Below are 21,411 nucleotides of genomic sequence, written 5' to 3'. Positions count from 1 at the left end.
TCGTCTGCACAGCGCCACTGCGCCCGGAACCCAAGTCCTGCGCCAGCTTCTGCCGATAGGCCAGCCCGATCTTGCTTGGCAATATCCTGTCGGACCGGCAGCGCGTCAGACGGCAGAAAGTGCGCGAAAGGCTCCGGGACGCTTGGCGACATCGGCCAAAGTGTAACGGTCCAGCGTCGCCATAAAGGCCTCTGTCGCCTCGGACAGGATCGCGGGCAGGCCGCAGGCCGGAGCGATCAGGCAGGTGCTGCAATCGACCATCGCGCCATTTCCCTCGGTATGGCGCACGACCGATCCGATGGTGATCAGCCCCGCCGGCCGCGGCAGCCGCAGCCCGCCCCGCCTGCCGCGCACGGTTTCGACGAATCCCGCATGGCCCAGGTCCTGGACGATCTTCATCAGGTGATTCTGCGAGATGCCATAGGCATCCGCGATCTGGCGGATCGAGGCCAGACCTTCGTCCCGGCCGGCCAGAAAGATCAGCACGCGCAGGGCGTAATCGGTGTAGCGGGTCAATTTCATGGGGGCAAAATAGATATATTTACACTGCATGTATATCGCTTTAATACATGCTTTATGGATACATCTTAAAGGAAGACGTCATGCCCCGGTCCCTGTCCCAAGACACCATCGACATCATTAAGGCCACCGTGCCCGCGCTGGAACAGCATGGACCGACCATCACCGAAACGATGTATCGCCGGCTGTTCCGCGACCCGCAGATTGCCGCGCTGTTCAACCAGGCGAACCAGAAAAGCGGTGCGCAGCGGCTGGCCCTGGCGGGGGCCGTGCTGGCCTATGCCAGAAACATCGACAACCTGGGCGCCCTGGGTTCGGCAGTCGAGCGGATGGCCCAGAAGCACATCGGCTATGCGATCCTGCCCGAGCACTATCCCCATGTGGCCACGGCCCTGCTGGGCGCGATCGAGGAGGTTCTGGGCGAAGCTGCGACCCCCGAAATCCTGCAGGCCTGGGGCGAGGCCTACTGGATGCTGGCGGACATCCTGATCGGGCGCGAGGCGCAGATCCGGGCCGAGATCACCAGCCAGCCCGGCGGCTGGACCGACTGGCGTCGCTTCGTCATCACCGAGCGGCCGGTCGAGGCCGAGGGCATCACGTCCTTTGTCCTGCGCCCCGAGGACGGCGGCCCCATTGTTCCGCACAAGCCGGGCCAGTACCTGACCCTGCGCTTTGACGTGGCGGGGCTGGAAGGGGTCAAGCGCAACTACTCAATCTCCAGCATGCCCAACACCCGGTTCTATCGCCTGACGATCAAGCGGCAGGAGGGCGGCGAGGCGTCGCAGTTCCTGCACGACCAGGCGACCATCGGCACCGTGCTGGAAGCCACGCCCCCGGCAGGCGACTTTCACCTGCCGGAAAACCCGCAACGTCCGCTGGTTCTGATGTCGGGGGGCGTCGGCCTGACCCCACTGGTCAGCATGCTGGAGGTCGCCTCCGAGCGGCACCGCGACCTGCCCCTGTGGTATGTCCATGGGACCGCCAGCCCCGCCCAGCACGCCTTGGATGCCCAGGTACGCGAGGCGGCGGCTCGGCATGGGCAGGCGACCGTGGCCACCTTCTACGAGAGCGGCGCGACGGACGAGGCCTCGGCCGGGCGCATCACCCTCGACTGGCTGCAGGCCAACACCCCCCTGCCCGAGGCCGACATCTACCTTTGCGGACCCAAGCCCTTCCTGCGTCATTTCGTGCCCGGCCTGCTGCGCGCGGGCATCCCGGCCGACCGCATCCATTACGAGTTCTTCGGCCCCGCCGACGAACAGCTTGCTGCCTGAACGGAGTCAAGGATGGCCAGCCTGCCGAACCGGTATGCCGGTTCGGCAGGCTGGCCTGACTGTCGCACGGTTTCCGGCGCTTCTGTCCCCTCGGGACATCCTGGGCCGGCGCCACCGTTCCTTCCTTCAAGCGGAATACAGGCGGACGCCGCCTTGGCTGAGGTACAGATAAACGGGTTCAACCGACATGCGCATGCGCCGTGTCCGCCTGGCTGGCGCGGTCACGCCTAACCTGTCCCTGTCCCTGGGGCCGAAAGGGTGACCGCGTGCGCCCGTCAGTCGGCTGCAGCGATATGGGACGCGATCATCAGGTCCAGGTGCGCACCGCCGCCATTCTTGAACACCGTCACCTCGTCGGGCGACCGGCGCGCAGTTGTGGCAAGCGCCACGAGGTCGTAGAGATCGCCCCTGACGCTTGCCTCGCTGATCGCGCCCGAGGCGATCGGCATCATCAGCTCGCCGATATGGCCTAGGGTCGTGTCGCGGCTGTCGACGTAGAGCGCGGCCTTTGCCATCAGATGGTCGTCGGCCTCGCGCATATCGGCCTTGTAGGCGCCGATCAGGTCGACATGCGTGCCCGGCCGGACCCAGTCCCCCAGGATCAGCGGCTCGCGCGCCATGGTCGCCGACGAGATGATGTCCGCAGCCTCGACCGCAGCCTGCAGATCGGTCACGGCGGCCACGGGTGCCGCCACCGGCCCCAAGCTCGCCACCAGCGCCTCGGCCTGTTCGGACCTGCGCGCCCAGACCGAGATCCGCTCGAGCCGCGGGAAAGCTGCCGAATAGGCCTCCACAAGGCTGGCCGCCACCGCACCCGCGCCCAGGATCAGCAGATGCCGGCTGTCGGGACGCGCCAGCAGCTGCGCCCCGAGAACCGAATCGCCCGCCGTCTTGAACTCGGTCACCAGGCGGCTGTCGATGATGGCGCGGACCGATCCGTCATCGGGCCCGAAGACCAGCATCGCGCCCTGCACGGTCGGCAGGTCGCGTGCCGGGTTGGCGCCGAAGACGGTCACGGATTTTACGCCATAGCCCAGCCCCTCGATATAGGCGGCCCGGCTGAGCAAAGTCCCGGACGCGGGCCCCAGGAAAATGTCGCCGACCTGCGCGCGGGGCAGCAGATGCCCCCTGCGCAACGCCTCGACCGCGCCCGGCCAGGTGATGTGGTCCCGCCCCTGGTCATAGGTCAGGACGCGGGGCTGGGGATGGATGGTGGACATGCTGTCGCTCCTGTCGGCGGGCGCGCATCCATTCGTCCGGCTGACGGCTGCGGGGCGGCCCTTGTCCTGCAATGGCTAGCCGCTTGTGCTGCCTGCCGCAACCGTTCGGACCCGGGACCGGCAGACCCCGCTAGAGGTCCTTGACCAGGCGCAGGGCGTCGTAGATGGCGGCATGGGTGTTGCGGGCGGCGACGGCGTCACCGATGCGATAGAGGCGGAAGCCAGCCTCCGGTTGGGGTGCCACACATTGAGCGTCGCCTGCGATCAACGCTCCGTAATCCACTTCGCCCAGGTTCTTCGACAGCGGCTTGAGGTCAAAGTACAGCCCGTCCAGCGGTCGCGTGCCGTGGTTCACCACGACCTGGTCGACCAGCCGTTCCCGCGTCATGTCGCCATAGTCGCTGCCAAGCGTCGCGCGCAGCCGGTTGCCGTCGCGCCGGACCGACAGCAGCCGCCAGGTCACCGTGAAGGTGACATCGCGGCGCTGCAGGCTGCGCATGTAGGGAACCAGGTTCATCGCCATGACCTCGGGGGCAAAGCTGCGGTCGGGGGTCACGATCTCGACCGCGGCCCCGGTCGCGGCGATGATGTCGGCAGCCTGAAGCGCGGCGTGGTCGCCGGCATCGTCGAAGATCAGGACGTTCTGTCCGGGCTTCACGTCGCCCGACAGGATGTCCCAGGCTGAACAGACCAGGTCATTGCCCTGCGTCAGCACCTCGGTATGCGGCAGGCCGCCGGTGGCGATGATGACCTCGTCCGGATCGGTGGCCAGAACGTCGGCGGCCTCGGCAAAGCGATTGAAGTTGAACGTCACGCCGTGCTTTTCGCACATCGCCATCCGCCAGGAGATGATCGAGATCATCTCGCGCCGACGCTCCTGCAGCGCGGTCAGGCGGATCTGGCCGCCTGGCTGGTCGGCGGCCTCGAAGACGGTGACCCGGTGGCCGCGCTCGGCCGCGACGCGCGCCGCCTCCAGTCCTGCGGGGCCGGCGCCCACGATGGTGACACGCCGCTGGACGGGCGAGGGCGGGATGTCGTGCGGCATCGTCTCCTCGCGCCCCGTGGCGGCGTTGTGCAGGCAGAAGGCCATGCCGCCCTGATAGATCCGGTCGAGGCAATAGTTCGCGCCCACGCAGGGCCGGATGTCATCCTCGCGCCCCTCGACAACCTTGCGGACCAGATGCGGGTCGGCCATATGCGCGCGCGTCATCCCCACCATGTCCAGAAGGCCCGAGGCGATGGCATGGCGCGCCGTCGCCACGTCGGGGATCTTGGCGGCGTGGAAGGTTGGAAAGCCGGTGGCGCGGCGGATCTCTCCGGCGAAATCCAGATGCGGCGCATTGCGCATCCCCTGCACCGGGATCAGGTCGGTCAGGCCCGCATCGGTGTCGATATGGCCGCGCACCACGTTCAGGAAATCGACCAGCCCGCTGTCCTTCAGCATCTGCGACACGCGGAACCCTTCCTCTTGCGTCATCCCGCCCGCCAGGACCTGGTCGCCGGTGTAGCGCAGCCCGACGATGAAACCCGGCCCGCAGCGGTCGCGGATCGCGCCCAGCACCTCCATCGTGAAGCGCAGCCGGTTCTCCAGGCTGCCGCCATAAGGCGCGTCAAGGTCGTTGGTCAGTGGCGACCAGAATTGTTCCAGCAGATGACCATAGGCCTCCAGCTCGATCCCGTCGACGCCGGCCGCCTTCATGCGTTCGGCGGCATCGGCAAAGTCGGCCTTGATGCGGGCGATGTCCCAGTCCTCCAGCCGCTTGGGAAAGGCACGATGGGCGGCCTCGCGTTCGTGGCTGGGGGCCAGGATGGGCAGCCAGTCGCCCTTGTCCCACCGCGTGCGGCGGCCCAGATGCGTCAGCTGGATCATCACCGCCGCGCCGTGGTCGTGGCATTCGTCGACCAGTTGCTTCATCCAGCCGACGACTTCGTCCTTGTAGGCCAGGATGTTGTTGAAGACCGGCGGGCTGTCGCGCGACACGGCCGCCGAGCCTGCCGTCATCGTCAGCGCCACGCCGGCCTTGGCGCGTTCGACGTGATAGGCGCGGTACCGCTCCTTTGGCATCCCGTCCTCGGGATAGGCAGGCTCGTGACTGGTGATCATGATGCGGTTGCGCAGCGTCAGGTGCTTCAGCCGGTAGGGCTGCAGAAGCGGGTCATCAGTCATCTCAAGCTGCCTCAGGCTAGAGGAATTCGAACGATCTAGCGCCAAATGTTCACATGTGTCAATAAAAACGTCAGTTCCGTCTTTTTGGTGTTCATTATTGCACATAGTAATTGCCGCTGCCTTGGGCCTCCGCTATCCTTGGGTCATGGAACAGGTCGATACGGCAGGCGCAGGCTGGCGGGGCTCTCGCGAAGGCTGGCTGGAGGCGGGGTACCAGGCCCTGATCGAAAAGGGCGTCGATGCGGTCAAGATCATGCCGCTGGCCCGGCAGCTGAACCTGTCGCGGACCAGCTTCTACTGGTTCTTCGAGGACCGCGAGGCCTTGCTGGCCGCGCTGATCGACGGATGGCAGGCCCGCACGACCGAACCGCTGATCGCCGCCACCCGCCAATATGCGGAAAGCCAGGCCGAAGCGATGCTGAACGTGATCGGCTGCTTCCTGTCGCGGGACAGCTTTGATGCGCGCCTGGAATTCGCCGTCCGCAGCTGGGCGCTGCAGGATGCCGGTGTCGCGGCGCGGGTCGCGGCTGCCGATGCAGCGCGGCTGGAGGCGCTTTGCGGCCTGCTGCAGCTGTGGGGCCATGATCCGGCCGAGGCGGATGTTCGCGCGCGCACCGTCTATCTGGTGCAGATCGGGTATATCTCGATGCAGTCGGACGAAGACATCGCCACCCGCCTCGCGCGGGTCCCGACCTATGTCCGCATCTATACCGGCACCTTGCCCGAGCCCCGCGAGATCGCCCGTTTCAACGCGCGATTCCGGGACCCCGGCGCGGCATGAGGATCGGGATCATTGGCTGGACTAGCTCGCCGGTCGGACCACTAGGTCGCGCCTCCGGGCCAGACAGGTCGTGGCGCCACCGGACGTGTTTCTGCTGAACTCAGCGGCCCCTTGTCCAGCCATCGCACCCTCCCGACGTGACCGAGGCCAAGGATGTAGAATGACGCCTGCCAAGCTGTGACTGTCATCCATTCTGTCAGATTGCAGAGATTATGAGCGCTTCGACCCGCTGCGCCCCCACGCGCTGATCGTGTCATTTACGCCCCAGGGAGGCGGCTACTACCGAAACAGTTGAACACCCGCCGCAAGCGGCCGATGATCCGGAATCCCGCAGTCCTCACGGGGAGGAACAGATCCATGCAGCAGATCTCCGTCATCACCCTGGGCGTCGAGGACCTGTCGCGGTCGCGCCGGTTCTACACCCAAGGCTTCGGCTGGAGGCCGGTCTTCGAGAACGACCAGATCATCTTCTACCAGATGAACGGCGTCGTGCTGGGCACCTTCCTGCGCCAGGCTATGGAGGAGGACATGAACCGCCCCGGCCTGCGCGGCCCCGGCGCCTGCTCTCTGGGGCATAATGTGCCCGACCGACAGGACGTGGTGCCCCTAATGGACCGCCTGATCGACAGGGGCGGCCGCCTCCTGCGCCCGGCCGATGCGCCGGACCACGGCGGCTTTCGGGGATATGTGGCCGATCCGGACGAACATGCCTGGGAGATCGCCTGGAACCCCGCCTGGTCCATCGACGCCGCCGGCCATGTGACCTTCGGCCTCTAGCGCATGATCCGCGCGCCGTCAGTCCGCCCCTCCGGCGTGACTGCCTTGGCATTGGTCATGGTCACCCAGCACCTCGATCACGCGGCATTCGCCGATGGTGCCGCAGGCGCATTGCCGCAGCATCCGTTCCAGTTCGTCACGCAGCGCGGTCAACCGCTGGATGCGGGCATTGACTTCCTGCAGCTGGCGCCGCGCGATGGCGTCGGCGGCGGCGCAGGACTGATCGGGATGATCCGACAGTCCCAACAGCTCGCGCACCGCCTCCAGCGGAAAGCCGAGGTCGCGGGCATGTCGGATGAAGGACAGACGCTCGACCGCGCGACGATCATAGAGGCGCTGGTTGCCCTGGGTGCGCGGGGGGCGGGGCAGCAATCCCACCTGTTCGTAATAGCGGATGGTCGGCACCTTGACCCCGGTGGCCGCGCTCAACTTGCCGATGCTTTGCATGGAAATCCCCTCTTGAACCTCTAGCGACTAGAGAACCTATGTTCTGAGGCGAAGCAATGTAAGACAGCGGGACCGGAGATCGAGCTATGCCTGAACGTCGCGAATGGACCGTCACCGGAATGGACTGCGCCTCGTGCTCGGGCAAGATTACACGCGCGCTGGAACGCCTGCCGGGCGTCGGCGAGGTCAGCGTGGCTTTGATGACCGAGCGGCTGTCGCTGACCCTGGTGCCCGGAACCACCGGTCCCGAAGCCATCGAGGGCGCCGTCCGCAAGCTGGGCTTCCAGATTGCGCCACGCGGGCAGGCCGTGGCGCGCAAGAAGGCGTTCGTTCTGCCCGGCCAGGCCTTGCAGCCTGCCCGTGATCATGTCGCCGAAGAAGCGACGCCGAGCGGCGGCCATGCCCATGCGGCGCATGGCCAACGCGAGACGCGCTGGTTTGCCACCGCCAAGGGGCGGTTGGTGATCCTGACCGGCGCGCTGCTGGGCGCGGCATGGATCTTCCAGCTGCTCTCGGCCGCGCCCACGGGGGAATGGGCCTTCGTGCTGGCCTGCCTGATCGGGCTTGTCCCGGTGGCACTGCGCGCCGTCCAGGCCCTTCGCATGGGACAGCCCTTCACCATCGAAGGGCTCATGACCATCGCGGCCGGCGGCGCCCTGCTGATCGGTGCGGCGGAAGAAGCGGCGCTGGTCGTCTTCCTGTTCGCGGTGGGCGAGGTGCTGGAGGGCGTCGCCGCCGAACAGGCGCGCCAAGGCATCCGGGCGCTGGCCAACCTGGTGCCGCGCACCGCGCTGCTGGAGGTCGGGGGCCGGACCCGGACCGTGCCTGCCGAGGCGCTGGAGATCGGGCAGATGGTGCTGGTCCGTCCGGGCGACCGCATCCCGGCCGACGGCGAGATCGTCCAAGGCACAAGCGGCATCGACGAAAGCCCCGTCACCGGCGAAAGCCTGCCCCGCAGCCGGGGCCCGGGAGAGACGGTCTTTGCCGGCTCGATCAACATCGACGCGGCCCTGCGGGTCCGCGTGACGCACGAGGCCAGCGACAACACCATTGCCCGCATCATCCGCCTGGTCGAGGAGGCCGAGGAGGCACGCGCGCCGACCGAACGCTTCATCGACCGCTTCAGCCGGTATTACATGCCGGTAGTGATCGTTCTTGCGGCGCTGGTGGCGCTGGTCCCGCCGCTGGCTGGCGGGGCAGACTGGGCGACCTGGATCTATCGCGGCCTTGCGCTGCTGCTGATCGGCTGCCCCTGCGCGCTGGTCATCTCGGTTCCCGCGTCGATCGCCGCGGCGCTGTCCGCGGGTGCGCGGCGCGGCCTGCTGATGAAGGGCGGCGCGGTGATGGAAGCAGCGGCGCGGACCCGGCATGTGGCCTTTGACAAGACCGGAACCCTGACCCGTGGCGCGCCTGTGGTCACCGACCTTCTCCCCGCCGAAGGCGTGACCGAGGCCGAACTGCTGGCCGTCGCGGCGGGAGTCGAGGCCGGCTCGAACCACCCCTTGGCGCGCGCCATCCTCGTCCGGGCCGATACGGCCGGCGTTTTGGCCCTGCCCTCGCATGGCGCGCGGGCGCTGCCGGGCCTCGGTGCCGAGGCCGTCGTCGGTGAGTGCCTGGCCTGGGTCACCACGCCCCGCCACGCGACCGCAGAGGGCGGAATGACGGCCGAGGCCATCGCAGATGTGGCGGCGCTGGAGGATCAGGGCAAGACCGTGGTCGCGGTCCACCGCAAGGACCGAGCACTGGGGCTGGTTGCGCTGCGCGACGAACCGCGCCCCGATGCCGCCGAAGCGGTGCAACAGCTGCGCGCGATGGGGCTGGGCGTCACGATGCTGACGGGGGACAACCCGCGCACCGCCGCCTCCGTCGCGGGCAGGTTGGGGGTGGAGTTTCGCGCCTCCCTCTTGCCAGAGGATAAGCTGGCGGCAATCCGTGATCTTGCACGGGACGGGCCGGTCATGATGATCGGCGACGGCATCAACGATGCGCCGGCCCTCAGGCAGGCGCAGGTCGGCGTGGCGATGGGCGGCGGCACCGACGTGGCGCTGGAGACGGCCGATGCCGCCATCCTGCGCGACCGGGTGGCGGATGCGCCGGCCATGATCCGGCTGGCGCGGGCGGCGATGGGCAACATCCGCCAGAACGTGACGCTGGCCCTGGGGCTGAAGGCGGTCTTTCTGGTGACCTCGGTCCTGGGGATCACCGGCCTCTGGATCGCGATCCTGGCAGATACCGGCGCGACCGTGCTGGTGACGCTGAACGCCCTGCGGCTGCTGCGCCTGAACCCGACGCGGCACTGACCTGGGCTGTGCGATCACACCGGAAAGGGAGAGGCCCCCACAAGCCAGCCATGCAGGTGAAACAGAGCAAACCAGCCCAGCAGGCCGATCCCGGCCCGTGACAGAACCGCCCGCCCGTTGCGCCGCAACCAGGCGGGATCGACCAGCGGCGCGACCGAAAGAACCGAGGTGCGGCTGAAGAACATGGTGGCCTCGGGCCCCAGCACCCGTCGCGCCTTTGCGTCAAAGGCCAAGATTGCGGCGATCGCCATCGCCAGGAAGCTGCCGAACAGGATCACATGCGCCAGATCGCCGTTCGGCGGCAGGTGCGCCCCCGACCACAGGGCCAGCGACAGGAACAGCGGATGCCGGGACACCGCGGCCATGCCGGGGTCGGCAGGATCGAACCGCCCGCCCTGCCGTCCGCCAAGCGTGAAACGCTGCGGCAGGCCCATCCCGCAGGCGATCAGCACGAAGGCCAGCGGCATCACCAGGTTCGGCACCCACCTCGTCCATGGCAGCTGCGGCCAGATCTGCACGAAGGGCGCCCGCCCCGCCGCCGCGATCAGCCAGATCAGCAGCGCGACCGACAAAAGACCATAGGCCATGAAATAGGACCGCCGCCCCATCCGCGCGATCAGCCGATCCCGCATCCCGCCCATCCGGGGCAGGAAGTGGCTGGCCGCGAACAGCGCCAGCGCCAGAACATATTCGGTCCAGTCGCCCATCTTGCCCCACCTTCTTCCACGACGCGCGTGACGGGACAAGCAGGCCGCGTTCCATGCCCGCTTCTCTTGACCTGTTTGCGCTGGCGGGCGAAGCTGGCAATATGTCGAACAAATCAGCACCCCCGGCCGCGCCCTTCGATCTGAGCGCCCGCCCCGACAAGCGCAAGAACGAGTCGATCGCCGACTGGCTGGGCTGCCAGATCGTGGCCGGCACGCTGGCCAGCGGCCAGCCGATCCCCAAGGAGATGGATTTCCTGACCGAGACGGGGATCTCGCGCGGGGCCTATCGCGAGGCGCTGCGCCGGCTGGCGGGCAAGGGAATGCTGGTCACCCGCACCCGAAGCGGCACCCGCGTCGCCCCGCGCGAGGACTGGTCTCTGCTGGACCCCGATGTCGTCCGCTGGAGCTTTGAGAGCGGCGCGCCGCCGGACTGGTACATTCGGGCCCTGTACGAACTGCGGGCGATGATCGAACCCTCGGCGGCGGGGCTTGCCGCCGAACGGCGGACCGAGGCCGATCTGCAGGCCTTTCGCACGGCGCTGGAGGCCATGCGGTCATGCGACATGACCGAAAGCAGCTGGCACCAGGCCGATGCCAGCTTTCATCGCGCCATTCTTGTCAGCGCCGACAACCCGGTGCTGCTGTCGCTGGAGGCGGGGATCTGTGCGGCGGTCGCCTTTACCACCGCCTTCCGCTATCGCGACATGCCCAACCCGCACCGCAAGAACCCCGTCGAGGAACATGCTGCCGTCTTCGAGCGGATCGAGGCGCGCGATCCGCAGGGTGCCCGCAGGCTGATGTCCGAGCTGATCGACACGGCGCTGCTGGATTCCAGGGGCACCACGGTCTTTGACCTGTCCCTGCCGGCGCGCCCGACCTGAGGCGCGCCGGCGGGGTCAGCCCTTGACCCCCGACGAGATCATCACCGCCTCGGTCACGCGCTTCTGGAAGATCAGGTAGGCGATCACCACGGGCGCGGCGGCCAGCAGCGCCACCGACATGATCCGCGCATAGGCCACGCCGAAGGCGTCATTCACCTGGGTAATGCCGACCGGGATCGTCATCATGTTTTCCGTCGTGATGACCAGGAAGGGCCAGAGGAAGGCGTTCCAGGACATGATGAAGGTGATGATGCCAAGCGCCGTGGTGATGCCCCAGTTCAGCGGCAGATAGACCTTGAAGAGCAGCGTATAGTCGCCCCCGCCGTCCAGGACGACGGCCTCTTTCATCTCCTTGGGGACGGCGTCGAAGAACTGCTTGTAGACGATGATCACCACCGGCACGATCAGCTGCGGCAGAATGATCCCGCCCCATTTGTTGATCAGGTTCAGGTCGTTCATCAGCACGAATTGCGGCACCACCAGGGCCTGCGCCGGCACCATGAAGCTGGCCAGCACGATCCCGTAGAGCAGGCGCCGCCCCTGGAACTGCATCTGGCTGAGCGCATAGGCGCACATCATGCCGGTCAGCAGCACCACGGCCGTGATGATGACCGATGTCCCGATCGAGTTGACGTACCAGTCCATCAGGCTGGTGTCGAACAGCGCGTCCCGATAGGCGGAAAAGTTGAATTCGTCGGGCAGAAGGCCGGCCTTGTCGGAGACGACGCGGTTCTCGGACCTCAGCGAGGTCACGAAGGCCCAGTAGAGCGGGAACATCCAGATCAGCCCCGCCAGCAGCGTGATGCAGGTCAGGACCAGGTTCTCAAGACGGCGTTGGCCGGTCATTTGCGTTTTCCTCCGATCCGCAGGATCTGGAATTGCAGGACGGAGATCACGACGATCAGCAGGAACAGCACCAGCGAGATCGCCGCCGCATAGCCGCCGTTGTTCAGCTGGAACGCCTCGCGATAGACCATCAGCAGCAGCACATAGCTGGAGTTGAAGGGCCCGCCCTCGGACAGCAGGTAGATCTGGTCAAAGATCTTCAGCTGCAGGATCAGCTGCAATGTCAGCACCAGGGCCGTCACGGGCCACAGAAGCGGCCAGGTGACGCGCCGGAACAGCTGCGCCCGTGTGGCGCCGTCCAGCTGGGCGGCCTCGTAGAGCTCGGTCGGGATGTTGCGCAGGCCGGCCAGGAACAGCAGCACGTTGAAGCCGTTCGTCCACCAGATCGTCACCACCGCGACGGAGGGCATGACCCAGAACGGGTTCTTGAAGACCGGCACGGGCTTGCCGGTCACGAATTCGATCACGGGCTGCAGGACGCCGAACTGGAAATCCAGCATCCAGGCCCAGATCTGCGTGACGACCGACACCGGCAGGACGTAAGGCGTGAAGAACAGGACCAAGGCCAGCGCCTGCATGCGGCCCGACAGCCGGTTCACGGCCAGCGCGATGGTCAGCGCGATCACGGTCGTCGGCACCACCGTCAGCAGGACGAAATAGCCGTTGTTCTGCAGTGACCGATAGAACAGCTTGTCCGCGAACAGCCGCTTGTAGTTGTCCAGGCCCACCCATTCGCCGCCGCCGATCAGGGGCGCGTCGGTAAAGCTCATCCGGACGACCTCGAACAGCGGATAGGCAAAGACCAGCCCAAAGATCGCCACGAAGGGCAGGACCAGCGAAAGGGCCACCAGCCCGTGGCGCGTCCGGTTCCGGATCATGGCCATGTCGTCATATTCTCCTGCGGAAGATGCGGGACCCCGCGCATGATGCGGCGCGGGGTCCCAGGGGGATCAGCGCATCCGGGACTGGAGCTCGGACTTGACCTGCTCCACGGCCTCTTCAGGCGTCATGTAGCCGTGGATGGCGGGCGAGATGATGTTCTGCGCCGCATCGTAGGAGGGCGAGGCCACGCCCGAGACTTCGCTGCGGGGATCGTAGGTCGCGTCATCCGCCAGCGAGGAATAGGTCGCGTTCGGCTGCATCTGCTTGAACTCGTCGCTTTCGGCGACGGGGCGATAAGCAGGGATATGGCCCGCATCGGCCCACTGGATGGCGTGCTTTTCCATCCAGCCGATGACCTCCATGACGGCATCGCGCTTTTCGGGGTCCATCTCGGTCTGGCCCTGGATCGGGATGGCCCAGGCATGGCTGTCGGCCCAGGTGGTCTGGGTGTCCATCAGCTTGGGAACCTCGACCGCGCCCCATTCAAAGCCCAGCTTGCCGGACTCGTGCAGGTCTTTCATCGTCGGCACCTCCCAGACCCCGTTCAGCTGGAAGGCGCTTTTCCCCGAGGTGAACAGCGCGACCGAGGCCTCGTACAGGGCCTGCTCGGGCTGCCAGCCCTCTTCGTGCCATTTGGTCATGATCTCGATGGCCTTGACGGCCTTCTCGGTGCTGTCGCCCGGCAGGACCTCGCCATCCTCCGAGATCAGCGTCCCGCCCTGCTGCGACAGCAGCGTGTAGAAGACGCGATAAACGCCGCCGTCATCGCCGGTGGCATAGGTGACGGGCGTTTCCGAGCCGTTGTCGGCGGCGGCCTGCATGGCCTCCTCAAAGTCGGCGACGCTCTCGATGCCGGTCAGGTTGCCCTCCGCATCCAGGAACCGCGTTCCTTCCAGGAAGGACTTGTTGTAGTAGAGCACGATGGAATGGATGTCGAAGGGCACGGCATAAAGCGTGCCGTCCGGCCCCTTGGCCGCCTGCAGGGCGGTCTCGAAGAAGTCGCCTTCGCTCAGCCCTGCGGTTTCCAGGTCCTCGGGGGTGATCGGCGTCAGGACGCCCTCGCTCAGCGCCAGCGGCATGCGCGACAGGTGATAGGTCATCAGGTCGGGCCCCTGCCCCACCGCGGCCGAGGTGCGGATCTTGGTATAGAAGGGCACGCCCCATTCCAGGGTGGTGCCGTTGATCTGGATGTCGGGATGTTCCTCGTTGAACTGGTTGATCAGCGCCTTCATGCGGACCCCGTCGCCGCCGGCGAAGAAGTCCCACCAGGTCACGGTCTGCTGCGCCGCGGCCGGCAGGGCCAGCCCGGCCGCCAGGGCGATCGCGGATACAAATGTCGTCAGTTTCATCTTGTCCTCCTCCTTGTTGAATCTGGCGGCGCGGTGGCCCGCATCCGTCCCCGATGTAGCCGCCCCCAACGGCGACCCCTCAGCGCAATCGTCCGCCCTCTGGCAGGAAGGCGAAGACCTTGTCGGCCGGTGCGCCGAGGCGGATGCGGTGCCCCTCCAGGCTGTCCCGGCTGCCGCGGCGTTCGAACACGATGTCCGCCCCCGAGGCCGAGCGGGAATGGACGAATGAGCTGCCGCCCAGCTCCTCGGCCACCTCGACCGTGACCGGCAGGCCGCCCGCCTCGACCGGCGACAGATGCTCGGGGCGGATGCCCAGCACCACGCGCGCGCCGACGGCCGGCTTGGGGCCGCCCAGGGCCGCGTGCAGTTCCCCCTCCTCGGCCCGGGCTGTGATGCCGGTGGCGTCGCTGGCCGTCACCACCGCATCGACGAAGTTCATCGCCGGAGAGCCGATGAAGCCCGCCACGAAGCGGTTGTCGGGATTGTCATAAAGGCCAAGCGGCCGGCCCGCCTGCATGACATGGCCGCCCTTCAGCACGAAGATGTCGTCGGCCAGCGTCATCGCCTCGACCTGGTCATGGGTCACATAGATCATGGTCGCGCCGATCTGGCGGTGCAGGCGCGTCAGCTCCAGCCGCATCTGCACGCGCAACTCGGCATCCAGGTTCGACAGGGGTTCGTCGAACAGGAACACCTCGGGCTGGCGGACAATGGCGCGCCCGATGGCGACCCGCTGACGCTGTCCGCCCGACAGGTCCGACGGCTTTTTCTCCAGGTGGTCGGTCAGCTGAAGGATGCGCGCCGCCTCGCGCACCTTCTCCTCGCGCTCGGCACGGGGCGCGCGGGACAGACGCAGCGAAAAGCCCATGTTCTCGGCCACGCTCAGGTGCGGATAGAGTGCATAGGACTGGAACACCATCGCCACGCCGCGCTTGGCCGGCTCGACCTCCGTGACGTCGCGGCCGCCGATCTCGATCCGGCCGCCGCTGGTTTCCTCCAGCCCCGCGATCATCCGCAGAAGGGTGGATTTGCCGCAGCCCGAGGGGCCCACGAAGACGCCGAATTCGCCCTTGGGAACCTCCAGCGAGACGTCCTTGATGACGGCATGGGCGCCGAACATCTTCTTCACGTTGGTCAGCTTGACGCCGGACATGGGTTACACCTTCAACCGGACCACATGATAGGACAGGGCCGCCAGCTTGCCGCAGAGGCTGCCGTCCTCGATCGCCACGCCGCTGCCCTTGGCCGGCGCGATCGCCTCGTTCCCGGGACCGTTGGTGGCCATCAGCTCGTGGCCCGCGATCACCTGGTGGTCGATGACCGACGCGCCCTCGAACCCGGTCAGCGACAGGCGCAGGTCGGCGGTTTCGGTCAGGTGGCGGTTCACGATGAACAGCGTGACGGTGGAGGCGGCGGTATCATGTGTCGCCGCGATGTCCATGTAGGGCACGTCGTCGGCCGCGTTGCAGTCATAGGTGGGCCCGTCCACCGACACCCGCAGCGCCGTGCCGCGACCATAGAGCGAGGCCAGCTGATAGGGCCAGTAGATCGACTGCCGCCAGGCCAGCCCGTCGCGGTCGGCCCGGATCGGGGCGATCACGTTGACCAGCTGCGCGATGCAGGCGATCTTGACGCGGTCCGACCGGCGGATGAATTCGTTCAGCAGGCAGGCGATGAACAGCGTGTCCTCGAAGGTATAATCCTCCTCCAGCAGTTCGGGCGCCTCGGGCCAGTCCCAGCTTTTCCAGTTCTTCGAATCCTGCTCGCGCTTGTGATACCAGACGTTCCATTCGTCGAAGCAGATGTGGACGTCGTTCTTGGCGCGCTTCTTGGCCTTGACGAAGTCGATCACGCCGCCGATGGCCTGGATGTAGCGGCCGGTCTCCTCGACCTTGCCAAAGAAGTTCAGCGTGTCGCGGCTGGAATTCCCGAAATACTTGTGCAGCGAGATGTAGTCGACGTTCTCGTAGCACTCTTCCAGCACGCCCCGCTCCCAGTCCGGATAGGTCGGCATCTCGTCGTTGGAGGAGCCGCAGACGATCATCTCGGCGCCCGGGGTCAGCTGGCGCAGCGCCTTGGCGGTTTCGTCGGCCAGGCGGCCGTATTCCTTGGCCTCCTTGTGGCCGATCTGCCAGGGGCCGTCCATCTCGTTGCCCAGGCACCACATCTTGACGTTGTAGGGTTCCTCGACCCCGTGGCTGCGGCGAAGATCGGACCAGTAGGTGCCCGAGGGGTGGTTGACGTATTCCATGAAGTTGCGCGCGTCCGAGATCCCGCGCGACCCCAGGTTCACCGCCAGCATCATGTCGATGCCCAGGTCCCTGGCCCAGATGGCGAATTCGTTGATCCCGACCTGGTTGCTCTCCTTGCTGCGCCACGCCAGGTCCAGCCGCACGGGGCGGTCTTCCTTGGGCCCGATCCCGTCTTCCCAGTTGTAGGCCGAGACGAAATTGCCGCCCGGATAGCGGATCGCAGGGATCTTCAGGTCCCGCACCATCGCCGCCACGTCGCGGCGAAAGCCATGCTCGTCGGCCTGGGCGTGACCGGGCTCGTAGATGCCGGAATAGATCGCCCGGCCCATGTGCTCGATGAAAGCGGCATACAGGCGGTCGTCGATCTGGCTGATTTCGAATGCGCGATGGATCGCGGCAGTGATCCGCATCGGATCCTCCTCCTAATTTGTCCTACAAATTGGCCCCATCTGGCCCAACATGTCAATCATTATTCACCCCCTGCCGCGGCTTTTCGGACCGCGCCGCTTGCCGTCCGAAGCGGTACAAGGTGGTGGAAGACGCGGTTTCGCCCGGCCGCAGGATCATGTCCGGAAAGTCCGGATGGTTCACGGCATCCGGCCAGTGCTGCGCCTCCAGCGCCAGGCCGGCATGGGGGCCATAGACGCGCCCCTCCAGCCCCGGCACGCCATCGAGATGCGCGCCGTCATAAAGCTGCAGCCCGCAGCAGGTGGTCAGGACCTCCAGCGACAGACCCTCCTGCCCGGTCAGCCGCGCGACCGGCCGCAGGGGCTGCGGGCTGTCCGACAGGCAGAAGTTGTGATCGAAGCCGAAGGCGCCGATCGGGCGCGGCCTGCGGAAATCCAGGGGCGTGCCGATGACCGGCCGAACCTCTCCGGTGGGGATGAGGTCGTCGTCGACCGGCAGGTAATGCTGCGCGTCGATGCTCAGGATCTGGTCACGCACGTCCCCCCGGCCGTCGACGTCGAAATAGCCGTGATGGGTCAGGTTGCAGGGGGTCGCCTTGTCGCAGCGGGCCGACAGGTCGATCTGCAGGGCCCCCTGCGCCAGCCGCAGGGTGGCGCTGATCTGCAGGTTGCCGGGAAAGCCCATGTCGCCGTCGGGCAGGGTCAGGGTCAGGGTCACGGCATCCGGCGACAGATCGCCGATCTGCCACAGTTGCACATCCGTCCCCTCGGCCCCGCCATGCAGCAGGTGGCGCCCGCGAAAGTTGGTGCTGGTCCGATAGGTCTGCCCGTCCAGCCGGAATGTCCCCCCGCCGATCCGGTTTGCGACGCGCCCGACGATGGCCCCGAAATAGCGGGCCTTGTCGAGGTAATCCGCCACGTCCGGGCAGCCCAGGACCAGCGGATGGGCGACCCCCTCCATCCGCAGATCCTGCACGATGGCGCCCAGGGTCAGCACCCGCGCGGTCAGCCCGCCGCCGCTCAGCATCACGCAGTCGACCTGGCGGCCATCGGGAAGGGTGCCGAAGGGTTCGGGGCGGGAGGAAGGAGAAAGCATCATGCGGCACCTTTGCGCAGGCTGCGGCCCGACAACGTCAGCAGGCCCTTTTGCAGCAGGATGAAGGCCAGCAGCAGCAGGCCGATGACGATCTTGGTCCACCAGCTGGACAGGCTGCCGTCGAAGACGATGTAGGTCTGGATCAGCCCCATGGTCAGGACGCCCACCAGCGTGCCAAAGACATAGCCCGCGCCCCCGCTGAGGAGGGTGCCGCCGATGACGACCGCAGCAATCGCGGTCAGCTCGGTCCCCACCGTCGCCAACGCATAGCCCGAGCCGGTATAGACCGAGAAGACGACCCCCGAGAGCCCCGCCATCAGCCCCGAAAAGGCATAAACCAGCACCGTCGTCTGCCCCTGCCGGACGCCCATCAGCCGGGCGGTCTGCTCGCCCCCGCCAAGGGCATAAAGGCTGGTTCCAAAGCGGGTGCGATGGGCGATGACCATGCCCAGGGCGACGACGGCCAGCATCAGCACCCCGATCAGCGTTAGCCGTCCCTTGCCCGGCATCAGGTAATAGGCGTCGCGCAGGGTCTTGTAGAAGGGATGCGTGATCGGGACGGACTGGATCGACAGCATGTAGGCCCCGCCGCGCGCCAGGAACATCCCCGCCAGCGTGACGATGAAGGCCGGCATTGCCAGCCTGTGGATCAGGAACCCCATCCCGGCCCCGAAGGCCGTGGTCAGTGCCAGGACGCCGGCCAAGACGACCAGCGGGTGAAGGCCCGTGTCGCGCAGAAGGACGGCGATCAGCACGCCCGAAAAGGCGATGACCGATCCCACCGACAGGTCGATCCCGCCCGACAGGATCACCAGCGTCATGCCCACTGCGACGATGCCCAGATAGGCATTGTCCGTCAGCAGGTTGCCGATCACCCGCGTGGACAGGATGTTGGGAAACTGCATCCAGCTGAGCAGCCAGGCCAGCAGGAAGATGACGATCGTGGCGTAAAGAGGAAGGGCGCGGGTGTTCATGTCCGGCTCCGCTCGACGGCTTGGATGCGGTGGCTGTCGCGCCACAGCCGCCATTCCCCCGCGATGCGGGGCGATTGCAGGATCAGGATCACCAGGACCAGCCCCGCCTTGATGACGAGGTTGTATTCCGACGGAAACCCGGCCAGCAGGATGCCGGTCCCGATGGTCTGGATGATCAGCGCCCCCAGGACCGAGGCCGCCACCGAAAAGCGCCCGCCCAGCAGCGAATTGCCCCCGATGACGACAGCCAGGATGGCGTCCAGCTCCAGCCACAGGCCGGCGTTGTTGGCGTCGGCCCCGCGGATGTCGGCGGTGACGATGATCCCGGCCAGCGCTGCGCACACCCCCGAGGCGACATAGACCGCGATCAGCAGCACCGTTGCGTTGACGCCCGCCAGGGCCGAGGCGCGGCGGTTGACGCCCACCGCCTCGATCAGCAGGCCAAGAGCGCTGCGCCGGATGACCAGGGTCACAACACAGGCGGTCAGGATCCAGATAAGAGTAGGGACCGGGACGCCCAGGGCCGTCCCCGATCCCAGCCAGGCCAAGCCGGCATCGCTGAAGGTCAGGATGCGCCCTTCGGTGATCAGCTGCGCGATGCCCCGGCCCATGGTCATCAGGATCAGCGTGGCCACGAAGGGCTGGATGCCCACGACCGCGACCAGCACCCCGTTCCACAGGCCCGCCGCCGCCCCTGCCGCCAAGGCCGCCAGCAGTGCGACCACAGGCCCCTGCCCCGCCGCGACGGTCCCGGCCGCCGTGGCGCCGCAGATCGCCATGATGGCGCCGACCGACAGGTCGATGCCGCGCGTCGCGATCACCAGCGTCATGCCGATCGCCAGCAGGGCGACGGGCGCCCCGCGTTTCAACACGTCGATGACCGGCCCGACCAGCCGCCCGTCATTCACCTGGATCGACAAAAAGCCGGGATAGAAGACCGAGATCAGGGCAATCAGCGCCGCCAGGGCCAGCAACTGGGGGGCGATGCGGGACAGGAAGGTCATGCCGCGGCCCCCTCTTGGGCGATGGCGCGCATGATCTGGTCGCCGGTGACCTGCTGGCCTGTCAGCTGCGCCACGTGACGCCGGTCGCGCAGCACGATCACCCGGTCGGCCACGGTCACAAGCTCGTCGATCTCGCTGCTGATCACCAGGACCGACATGCCCTGTGCCGTCAGCGTGCGGATCAGGCGCAGGATCTGGGCATGGGCGCCGACGTCAATGCCCCGCGTCGGCTCGTCCAGGATCAGAAAGAGCGGGTTCATGGCCAGCCAGCGCGCCAAAACGGCCTTCTGCTGGTTCCCGCCCGACAGCTCGCCGATGGCCTTCTCCCGGTCCGAGGTGCGGATATCGAGGCGGCGGATATAGTCGTCGGCCAGCTGGTTCTGCTCGGCCCGCGGGATCGGGCGCGACCAGCCGCGCCGGGCCTGCAACGCCAGGACAATGTTCTCGCGGATGGACAGGTCGCCCACGATGCCGTCGGTCTTGCGATCCTCGGGCGCAAAGCCGAAGCCGGCGGCGATGGCGGCGCGCGGACTGCGCAGATCGACCGCGCCGTCGGCGTCCCGCACCGTGCCGGTCTGCGCCGGACGCAGGCCGAACAGCAGCTCGGCCGTCTCGGTCCGCCCGGACCCCAGAAGACCCGCCAGCCCCACGACCTCGCCCTGCCCCACAATCAGGTCGAAGGGTTCGATCACGCCTGCCCGCCCCAGCCCGTCGATGTGCAGCATGGCAGGCGCTGCGGCGGCATCGGGGCCGCGCGTCGCCGGGGCGGCATGGTCCAGATCACGGCCCAGCATGTGCTGGATCAGCGACATGCGGTCCAGGCGGGCCGTGGCCTCGGTCACGATCTTGCGGCCGTTGCGCAGGATGGTGACACGGTCGGTCAGCTCGAACACCTGGTCCAGGAAATGCGACACGAAGATGATCCCCAGGCCGCGATCGCGCAGCCCGCGCACCACGTCAAAGACCATCTCGACCTCGCGCCGGTCCAGGCTGGCGGTCGGCTCGTCCAGGATCAGCACCTTGCCCGACTGCGCCACCGCGCGTGCGATGGCCACGATCTGCTGGATGGCCACGGAATAGGTGCCAAGGTCGCGGCCGACATCGATCTCCAGCCCGTACTGGCGCAGCAGCCGGTCGGCCTCGCGCCGCATGGCGCGGCCGTCGATCAGGCCCATGCGGCGCGGCTCGGCGCCGAACATCAGGTTCTGGGCGACCGTCAGGTTGGGCAGCAGGTTGACCTCCTGATAGACGGTGCCGATGCCCAGCTGCCGCGCCTCCAGCGTCGAGCGGGGGTCGATCGGCGCCCCGTCCATCGTGATCGTGCCGCCGTCACGCCGATAGGCCCCGGTCAGGCACTTGATCAGTGTGGACTTGCCGGCGCCGTTTTCCCCCAGCAGGGCGTGGACCTCGCCCGCAGCGATGTCCAGATCGACCTGGTCCAGCGCCCGCGTGCCGGGAAAGGTCTTGGTCAGAGATCGGATGGAAAGCAGCATGAAGGACCCCCGGTGGACAAGGGCCGGGCCGCGCC

19 protein-coding genes are annotated in these 21,411 nt (G+C 67.1%); 5 read left to right on the top strand and 14 right to left on the bottom strand.

Going from position 1 to position 21,411, the window contains the following annotated elements; translation table 11 throughout:
• Positions 1-105: 105 nt before the first annotated feature.
• Positions 106-522, bottom strand: a complete 417-nt coding sequence (locus tag ACZ2G3_RS17285) for an Rrf2 family transcriptional regulator (RefSeq protein ID WP_470399273.1) — start codon at positions 520-522, stop codon at positions 106-108.
• An 80-nt stretch (positions 523-602) separates the two neighbouring features.
• Here ACZ2G3_RS17285 and hmpA point away from each other — a divergent pair, with 80 nt between their 5' ends.
• A complete protein-coding gene (gene hmpA, locus ACZ2G3_RS17280; protein ID WP_470399271.1) occupies positions 603-1,793 on the top strand; it encodes an NO-inducible flavohemoprotein in 1,191 nt (396 codons plus the stop codon).
• 275 nt (positions 1,794-2,068) lie between these two features.
• Here hmpA and ACZ2G3_RS17275 read toward each other — a convergent pair whose 3' ends face one another.
• Entirely contained in the window at positions 2,069-3,013 is a 945-nt protein-coding gene (locus tag ACZ2G3_RS17275; RefSeq protein WP_470399269.1) for an ornithine cyclodeaminase family protein, read from the bottom strand.
• Positions 3,014-3,143: 130 nt separating this feature from the next.
• Positions 3,144-5,180 (bottom strand): N-methyl-L-proline N-demethylase HpbA, encoded by a 2,037-nt coding sequence (gene hpbA, locus ACZ2G3_RS17270; RefSeq protein ID WP_470399268.1) that lies wholly within the window; start codon positions 5,178-5,180, stop codon positions 3,144-3,146.
• 145 nt (positions 5,181-5,325) lie between these two features.
• Here hpbA and ACZ2G3_RS17265 point away from each other — a divergent pair, with 145 nt between their 5' ends.
• A complete protein-coding gene (locus tag ACZ2G3_RS17265; RefSeq protein WP_470399266.1) occupies positions 5,326-5,961 on the top strand; it encodes a TetR/AcrR family transcriptional regulator in 636 nt (211 codons plus the stop codon).
• A 357-nt stretch (positions 5,962-6,318) separates the two neighbouring features.
• Positions 6,319-6,738, top strand: coding sequence for a VOC family protein (locus ACZ2G3_RS17260; RefSeq protein WP_470399264.1), 420 nt, complete (start codon positions 6,319-6,321; stop codon positions 6,736-6,738).
• Between the two features lie 18 nt (positions 6,739-6,756).
• Here ACZ2G3_RS17260 and ACZ2G3_RS17255 read toward each other — a convergent pair whose 3' ends face one another.
• A complete protein-coding gene (locus ACZ2G3_RS17255; protein ID WP_470399263.1) occupies positions 6,757-7,185 on the bottom strand; it encodes a MerR family transcriptional regulator in 429 nt (142 codons plus the stop codon).
• 86 nt (positions 7,186-7,271) lie between these two features.
• Between ACZ2G3_RS17255 and ACZ2G3_RS17250 the strand changes: the two genes are divergently transcribed.
• The gene (locus ACZ2G3_RS17250; protein ID WP_470399262.1) at positions 7,272-9,485 is read left to right on the top strand and encodes a heavy metal translocating P-type ATPase; all 2,214 of its coding nucleotides are present in this window, start codon (positions 7,272-7,274) and stop codon (positions 9,483-9,485) included.
• 14 nt (positions 9,486-9,499) lie between these two features.
• Here the strand turns inward: ACZ2G3_RS17250 and ACZ2G3_RS17245 are convergent, their stop codons facing one another.
• Complete coding sequence (locus ACZ2G3_RS17245) at positions 9,500-10,192, bottom strand: NnrU family protein (RefSeq protein ID WP_470399260.1); 693 nt, start codon at positions 10,190-10,192, stop codon at positions 9,500-9,502.
• A 53-nt stretch (positions 10,193-10,245) separates the two neighbouring features.
• Here ACZ2G3_RS17245 and ACZ2G3_RS17240 point away from each other — a divergent pair, with 53 nt between their 5' ends.
• Positions 10,246-11,073, top strand: coding sequence for a FadR/GntR family transcriptional regulator (locus tag ACZ2G3_RS17240; RefSeq protein ID WP_470399259.1), 828 nt, complete (start codon positions 10,246-10,248; stop codon positions 11,071-11,073).
• A gap of 15 nt (positions 11,074-11,088) precedes the next feature.
• Here the strand turns inward: ACZ2G3_RS17240 and ACZ2G3_RS17235 are convergent, their stop codons facing one another.
• The 9 genes from ACZ2G3_RS17235 to ACZ2G3_RS17195 form a co-directional block, all read right to left on the bottom strand.
• A complete protein-coding gene (locus ACZ2G3_RS17235) occupies positions 11,089-11,919 on the bottom strand; it encodes a carbohydrate ABC transporter permease (RefSeq protein ID WP_470399257.1) in 831 nt (276 codons plus the stop codon).
• A complete protein-coding gene (locus ACZ2G3_RS17230) occupies positions 11,916-12,803 on the bottom strand; it encodes a carbohydrate ABC transporter permease (protein WP_470399255.1) in 888 nt (295 codons plus the stop codon). Before ACZ2G3_RS17230 ends, ACZ2G3_RS17235 begins: the two co-directional genes overlap by 4 nt.
• A gap of 66 nt (positions 12,804-12,869) precedes the next feature.
• Positions 12,870-14,150 (bottom strand): extracellular solute-binding protein, encoded by a 1,281-nt coding sequence (locus ACZ2G3_RS17225; protein WP_470399254.1) that lies wholly within the window; start codon positions 14,148-14,150, stop codon positions 12,870-12,872.
• Positions 14,151-14,229: 79 nt separating this feature from the next.
• Positions 14,230-15,303 (bottom strand): ABC transporter ATP-binding protein, encoded by a 1,074-nt coding sequence (locus ACZ2G3_RS17220; RefSeq protein WP_470399252.1) that lies wholly within the window; start codon positions 15,301-15,303, stop codon positions 14,230-14,232.
• A gap of 3 nt (positions 15,304-15,306) precedes the next feature.
• Positions 15,307-16,812, bottom strand: coding sequence for an arabinosylfuranosidase ArfA (gene arfA, locus ACZ2G3_RS17215; RefSeq protein ID WP_470399251.1), 1,506 nt, complete (start codon positions 16,810-16,812; stop codon positions 15,307-15,309).
• 52 nt (positions 16,813-16,864) lie between these two features.
• Positions 16,865-17,905 carry an aldose epimerase family protein gene (locus tag ACZ2G3_RS17210; protein WP_470399249.1) on the bottom strand — a complete coding sequence of 347 codons (1,041 nt, stop codon included), beginning with the start codon at positions 17,903-17,905 and terminating at the stop codon, positions 16,865-16,867.
• On the bottom strand, positions 17,905-18,879 hold the full coding sequence (gene yjfF / locus ACZ2G3_RS17205; RefSeq protein ID WP_470399247.1) for a galactofuranose ABC transporter, permease protein YjfF: 975 nt from the start codon (positions 18,877-18,879) through the stop codon (positions 17,905-17,907). The genes ACZ2G3_RS17210 and yjfF overlap by 1 nt, the downstream gene beginning before the upstream one ends.
• Positions 18,876-19,883, bottom strand: coding sequence for an ABC transporter permease (locus ACZ2G3_RS17200; RefSeq protein WP_470399245.1), 1,008 nt, complete (start codon positions 19,881-19,883; stop codon positions 18,876-18,878). Before ACZ2G3_RS17200 ends, yjfF begins: the two co-directional genes overlap by 4 nt.
• Entirely contained in the window at positions 19,880-21,376 is a 1,497-nt protein-coding gene (locus tag ACZ2G3_RS17195) for a sugar ABC transporter ATP-binding protein (RefSeq protein ID WP_470399243.1), read from the bottom strand. The genes ACZ2G3_RS17200 and ACZ2G3_RS17195 overlap by 4 nt, the downstream gene beginning before the upstream one ends.
• Positions 21,377-21,411 lie beyond the last annotated feature (35 nt).

The sequence above is a fragment of the Paracoccus sp. KKT209 genome (genome assembly GCF_055635455.1).
Note: the sequence above shows the minus strand (reverse complement) of the source record. Positions and strands in the feature narration are given on the sequence as shown.